We start from the raw sequence: 5,254 nt of genomic DNA on the forward strand, positions 1-5,254 counted from the left end.
ACAGCCTGTCCCTTCGCGTTTTGCGCGGTGGTGTCGAGATCGCCATTCTGCTGCCCCTGCGTCGCCCGCCAGCGGACGTCCTTGGTATGCGCGGCATGGACGGTTCGGCCATCCCGAAACGCATCACCGCCTACAGGCTGATGGATCTGGGAATTACCCTTGATGATAATGCGGGCAATACCGCCCGCATCCGTAACGTGACCCAAAACAGCCCGGCACTCTTTGCGGGGATCATTGCGGGGGACAGTATTTTGGCTATCAATAGCAAAGCCTTGACAGAACAGGAATTAGCCCGAATTGTTATTGACGCCCCTGCGCTGGTCTTATTGCGGCGGGCGGGTGGCGCGACCCTTCATGTCATCCTGAACCCCTGGGACACGGGCGAGGGGGTGCGCCCTGTCGGTGGTGCCAATGTGCTTGACCCTGCCATTATCGTTTTTTGACGCCTGAATATGAGTGACCACATGACCGACAGCAGAAACAGAATCCTTGTGGTGGAGGATGACCCGCAAACCGCCGCAGCCGTTGCCGCTATTGTAGAGGAACTGGGCTGCATCCCGGTTCTGCGCGATACATTGGCCGATGGTGTCGCGGCGGCGTCTGGCGATTTTCCGGTGATCGTCTTTGACCGGATGCTGCCGGGCGGCGACAGTATTGATGCGATCAGTCAGTTGCGGGCCGCAGGGTCCACCGCGCTGATTTTGGTGTTGTCGGCTTTAGGGCGCGCTGCAAACCGGGTTGAAGGGTTGGAAAAAGGTGCCGATGACTATCTGGCCAAACCGTTTGAACCCGATGAGTTGCGCGCCCGCTTGCGGGCCTTGTTGCGACGGGCGACGATGCAGGTGATGGACAACGATCTGATGGCTTTTGGCGATCTGGAAATCCGGCTGAAGGCGCGCACGGTGCATATCAGGCGCACCCATGTCGCGACCAGTCCAAGGGAGTTTGCGCTGATCACCTTTATGGCGCAGAATGCGGGGCAAGTGGTGACGCGCACACAATTGCTGGAACAGGTCTGGAACCTGAACTTCGACCCCGGCACCAATGTCGTCGATGTGCATGTCGGCCGCTTGCGCCGCAAGCTGGAAGAAGTGGCGGGCCGTCCCTGCATCCAGACTGCGCGCGGCGAAGGGTATATTTTCGCGCCGATACCTGTCAGCGACACCAACGGATGAGGTTACAACTGCCGCAGGCACGGGCCACACTGCGACTGGCGGCGGTGGTTGCGCTGACCGTCACCTTGCTTTCGTTGCTGGGCATGGTGCTGCAATACAGACTGGTCGAAAGGCGACTGATGCAGGCGCAAACGGCACTGCTTGCCGCCGATCTCGACGGCTTCGCAGCCCTCTACGATCAGCGCCGGATCATCGCCTTGCGGCAAGCCATCGACTACCGCGCCGCCGCTGCGACAGGTGATGAGATGCTGCTGCTGCAAGATCGGGACGGCAGGGTTCTTGCCGGAACCCGACAGGACTGGCCCGCCACCCTGCCCGCCATAGGCGAAGATTTCAGCGCCGATCAGGCGCAGGTGTTCCGCGATGCGGGCCAGAATTGGCTTGGCGTGGGGCGGGTTCTGCCCGGCGGATTTCCTCTGCTGGTGGCTCGCGCCCTGACCCCGATGGAGGCGACACTGACTGCGTTGCGCCAGATGATCGCGCTGCTGACGCTGGGGATGCTGGTTGCCGGCGGTGTGGTCGGCTGGATCGCGGCGCGGCGGATCATGGGGCGGATCACGCGGATCAACACCTTGGCGGACCGGGTGGCTGCCGGCGCGCTCGATGCCCGCTTGCCCGGACCGCGCGCTGCGGATGAATTTGGTCTGCTCGAAACCCATGTCCATGCCATGCTCGACCGGATCGAGGCGCTGAACCGCGCCACGCACCGTCTGTCCGACAGCATCGCGCATGAACTGCGCACCCCGCTGAACCGCATGTCGCAAAAGCTGGCGCAGTTGCAGGGGCAGGATGCCTTGGTCGATGATCTGCGCGATGAGATGCGCAAGGCGACGCGGGTGTTTGACGCATTGCTGGATATTTCGCGGGCCGAAGCCGATCAGGGTTTTGGCGGCGGTTTGGTGCCGGTGGACCTTTCGGCGCTGTGTGCCGAGATGGTGGAACTGTATGAAGCGGTCGCGGAGGAAAGCGGCCTGACCCTGCACCACGACATCCAACCCGGCCAGATGATCCTTGGCGACTGTACCCTGATCGGGCAAATGCTGGCGAACCTTCTGGACAACGCGGTGAAATACTGTGCCAGCGGTGATGAAATCTTGCTGGCGCTAACCCCCAACCAAAACACCATAACCCTGACAATCCGCGACACCGGGCCGGGTCTGCCCGCCGACATAAAGGCGCAAGCGTTTGAGCGGTTCACCCGAGCCGAACGCGACCGGGGCCACCCCGGTCATGGGCTCGGTCTGGCGCTCGTGCGGGCGATTGCCACACGGCACGGTGCAAAACTGTCGCTGCCGGAGGTCGAAAAGGGGTTTGAGCTGCAAATCCTCTGGCCTAAGCTGATCCCGTAACCAGTCAAGGGCCGCAGAAATACCATGCATCGTTTTCTTATATTTTTGACCGCTCTGCTTGCGGGCTGCGCCGCTTGGAATGCGCCGCTGAATACAGCTTTGGAGACTGGGACCAATGCTGCATTGGTTGACCCGGATAGCGCAGCGAGTGGCGAAGACGATATCTACATCGGCCTTGCGTTTTCCGGCGGCGGCACCCGTGCTTCCGCCTTCGCTTACGGCATGGCAGAGGCGCTTCGCGAAACCGGTGTCAGTGTCAAAACCCCGAACGGCTTGCTCGACAATGTGCGGCTGGTTTCCGGTGTGTCTGGTGGGTCTGTCACAGCCGCGCAGCTTGGGCTTTACGGGCCGCAGGGCCTGATCGGATACCGCGAGAAATACCTTTTGACCGATGCCGAAAAATACATGGCTAACTCGCTGTTCAATCCATTGACGGTGGCCAAGGGTATTGCTGGCGGGGCCAATGGTCGCGATAGTTTTGGCCGTTATATTGATGAGGTCTTGTTCAAAGGCGCTACCTTTGGTGACTTGCGCAAACGCTCCCACATCAAAACATGGATCAACGCGACCGATATCGCCAATGCCTCTCAATTCCTGTTCTCGCCCGAAACCTTTGACGCGCTTTGCTCCGATCTGTCACGTCTGCCGATTGCCGAGGCGGTCGCGGCCTCCGCCGCCGTGCCGCTGGTGTTTACCCCGATCGTGCTTCAGGTGCATCAAGGCAAATGCGCGTATAAAGAGCCCGACTGGCTGACCGCAGCACGTTTTAACCCCGAGGCGTCGGCGGCGATGCGCGCCCATGCCCGCGCGCTGGAAAGTTATTCCGATCCGGAAAAGGTGAAATTCGTGAAGCTGTTGGATGGCGGCATTACCGACAATTTCGGCACCACCGGTCTTGCGGTCGAACGCGCCCGCGCCCAGGCACCCTATGCCCCGATGACAGCGGCAGAGGCGGTGCGGCTGAAGCGGTTGCTGTTTCTGGTTGCAGACGCCGGGGTGCAGCATGATTACAGTTGGACCCAAACCGCCAAAGGCCCCGGCGGCCCCGGCCTGGGTGCTGCTGTCGCCAATGCCGCGATTTCATCGGCAACCCGCTCCGGCTATGACGCCATGCGCGGGGAGATGAAACGCTGGCAGGAAGATCTGATCGAATGGCGCTGCGCCCTGCCCGCGCATGAAGTGCGGCGGCTGCGGGGGGCTGCGCCGGGTGCATGGGATTGCGCCGATGTGAAACTGTTTGTCGGCATGGCGAATTTCGACGGTGTGGACCCAGCGATGCACAAGGCATTGAACAAGGTACCGACGCGGCTACGATTGAAACCGGAGGAAGTTGATCTGGTGATCGAGGCCGGGCGGATTGCCACCCGCAACGCGCCGGAATTCAACGGCTTTGTGCAGTCCTTGGCGGGCAACGATGTCGAAAGCCGCATCGCCGATGGGATCGCGCGGGGCGGGCGGCGGGTGATGCCTGTGGGGCAGTAGTCCTGCAAAGATGACAAATGCAGTCATGCCTTCACGCGGGCTTGTCGCAGGGCGATGATACGTTATCCTACGATTATGAAGCGATTGACCCCTCCCTTAATGGCCTTTCTTTGTGTGACCGGTTTTTGGATGGCCACCCCTGCCGAAGCCGAAATCCGCGCCTTGCTGATCGGTGTCGGTGACTATGAATTCCTTGATGCCGATCTGAAAGGGCCGGGTTTTGATGTGGCCCTGATGGCGCAAACCCTGGTCGCGCGTGGCGTGTCCCCGGCCCGGATCACCGCCTTGACCACGATGCCTGACGCGCCCGATCTGCCAGCGGGTGTGCAGCTTGGCCTGCCGCGCAAGGCCGCAATTATCGCCGCGATGCAAGAGCTGACTGCGCATTCCGAACCCGGCGATACCGTGGTTTTCTATTTCTCCGGCCACGGTTCCCAAATGCCGGATGCCAGCGGTGACGAGCAAGGCGGCGCGGATGAGATTTTGTTGCCGATGGATGCGGCGGGTTGGAAAGGTGCTGTTGCCGCCGTCGAAAACGCCTTGGTGGATGATGAGTTGCAGGCTTGGGCCGCCGGGCTGACCGCTAAATCTGTCAAGCTGATCGGGATCATTGATGCTTGTCATTCCGGCACCGGGTTTCGCGCGGCGGGTGGTACGGGCACAGTGCGGGTTTTGCCGCCAGAGGCTCTGGGTATCCCCGATGACGCGCCCAATGCATCCGGCGTTGCAAGCCCGCCGATACAGGGGGATTTCGCATTCCTCTACTCCTCACAACCCGATCAGCGGTCGTTTGAATATCCGTTGGGCGATGCTGCGACGGGGCGTTGGCAAGGGGCGTTCACGCTGGCGCTGTCACAAACCCTGCGCGAGGCACCGGGGGCAAGTTGGGGTCAGGTTTTGGCCGGGGCGCGCGACCGCATGACTCAAGGCTCTGCCCGGCAGGAACCGGATGGCGAAGGGCCGATGCTGCGCGAAGCGGTGTTTGGTGCGGGGCAAGCGAGCACGCGTTTTGCGGTCGAAGACGCGGTTTTACTAGCGGGCCTGCTGCAAGGCCTGACCGAAGGCAGCGTGGTTTCCGTTTATGCGGCCCCGGCAGATGGTGAACCCGTGGCGCAGGCGCGGCTGGAACAGGTGAGTGCAGGCAGCGCGCAACTTGCGTCGCTCGGCACTCTGTTGCCGCAAAACGGCTGGGCAGAGCTTGCCACCCCTGCTCCGCCGCCGCCGCTGCGCCGTGCAGTTTTACAACAA

The 5,254-nt window shown here is 61.6% G+C and carries 5 protein-coding genes; all 5 read left to right on the plus strand.

From position 1 onward, the window contains the following. The coding region (locus tag L0H65_RS13795; RefSeq protein ID WP_301459628.1) for a PDZ domain-containing protein at window positions 1-443 on the plus strand (443 nt) is incomplete at its 5' end. 21 nt (window positions 444-464) lie between these two features. Next, a complete protein-coding gene (locus tag L0H65_RS13800) occupies window positions 465-1,175 on the plus strand; it encodes a response regulator transcription factor (protein ID WP_301459629.1) in 711 nt (236 codons plus the stop codon). Next, window positions 1,172-2,524, plus strand: a complete 1,353-nt coding sequence (locus L0H65_RS13805) for a HAMP domain-containing sensor histidine kinase (RefSeq protein ID WP_301459630.1) — start codon at window positions 1,172-1,174, stop codon at window positions 2,522-2,524. The genes L0H65_RS13800 and L0H65_RS13805 overlap by 4 nt, the downstream gene beginning before the upstream one ends. A 24-nt stretch (window positions 2,525-2,548) precedes the next feature. After that, on the plus strand, window positions 2,549-4,006 hold the full coding sequence (locus L0H65_RS13810) for a patatin-like phospholipase family protein (protein ID WP_301459631.1): 1,458 nt from the start codon (window positions 2,549-2,551) through the stop codon (window positions 4,004-4,006). Between the two features lie 129 nt (window positions 4,007-4,135). Next, window positions 4,136-5,254: caspase family protein (locus L0H65_RS13815; RefSeq protein ID WP_301459632.1), on the plus strand; the 1,119-nt coding region annotated here is incomplete at its 3' end.

The sequence above is a fragment of the Pseudorhodobacter sp. genome (genome assembly GCF_030452865.1).
GTDB lineage: Bacteria > Pseudomonadota > Alphaproteobacteria > Rhodobacterales > Rhodobacteraceae > Pseudorhodobacter.

Coding starts and splice junctions, on each gene's coding strand:
- L0H65_RS13800 (WP_301459629.1), top strand. CDS start 465: ATGACCGACAGCAGAAACAGAATCCTTGTGGTGGAGGATGACCCGCAA.
- L0H65_RS13810 (WP_301459631.1), top strand. CDS start 2,549: ATGCATCGTTTTCTTATATTTTTGACCGCTCTGCTTGCGGGCTGCGCC.
- L0H65_RS13805 (WP_301459630.1), top strand. CDS start 1,172: ATGAGGTTACAACTGCCGCAGGCACGGGCCACACTGCGACTGGCGGCG.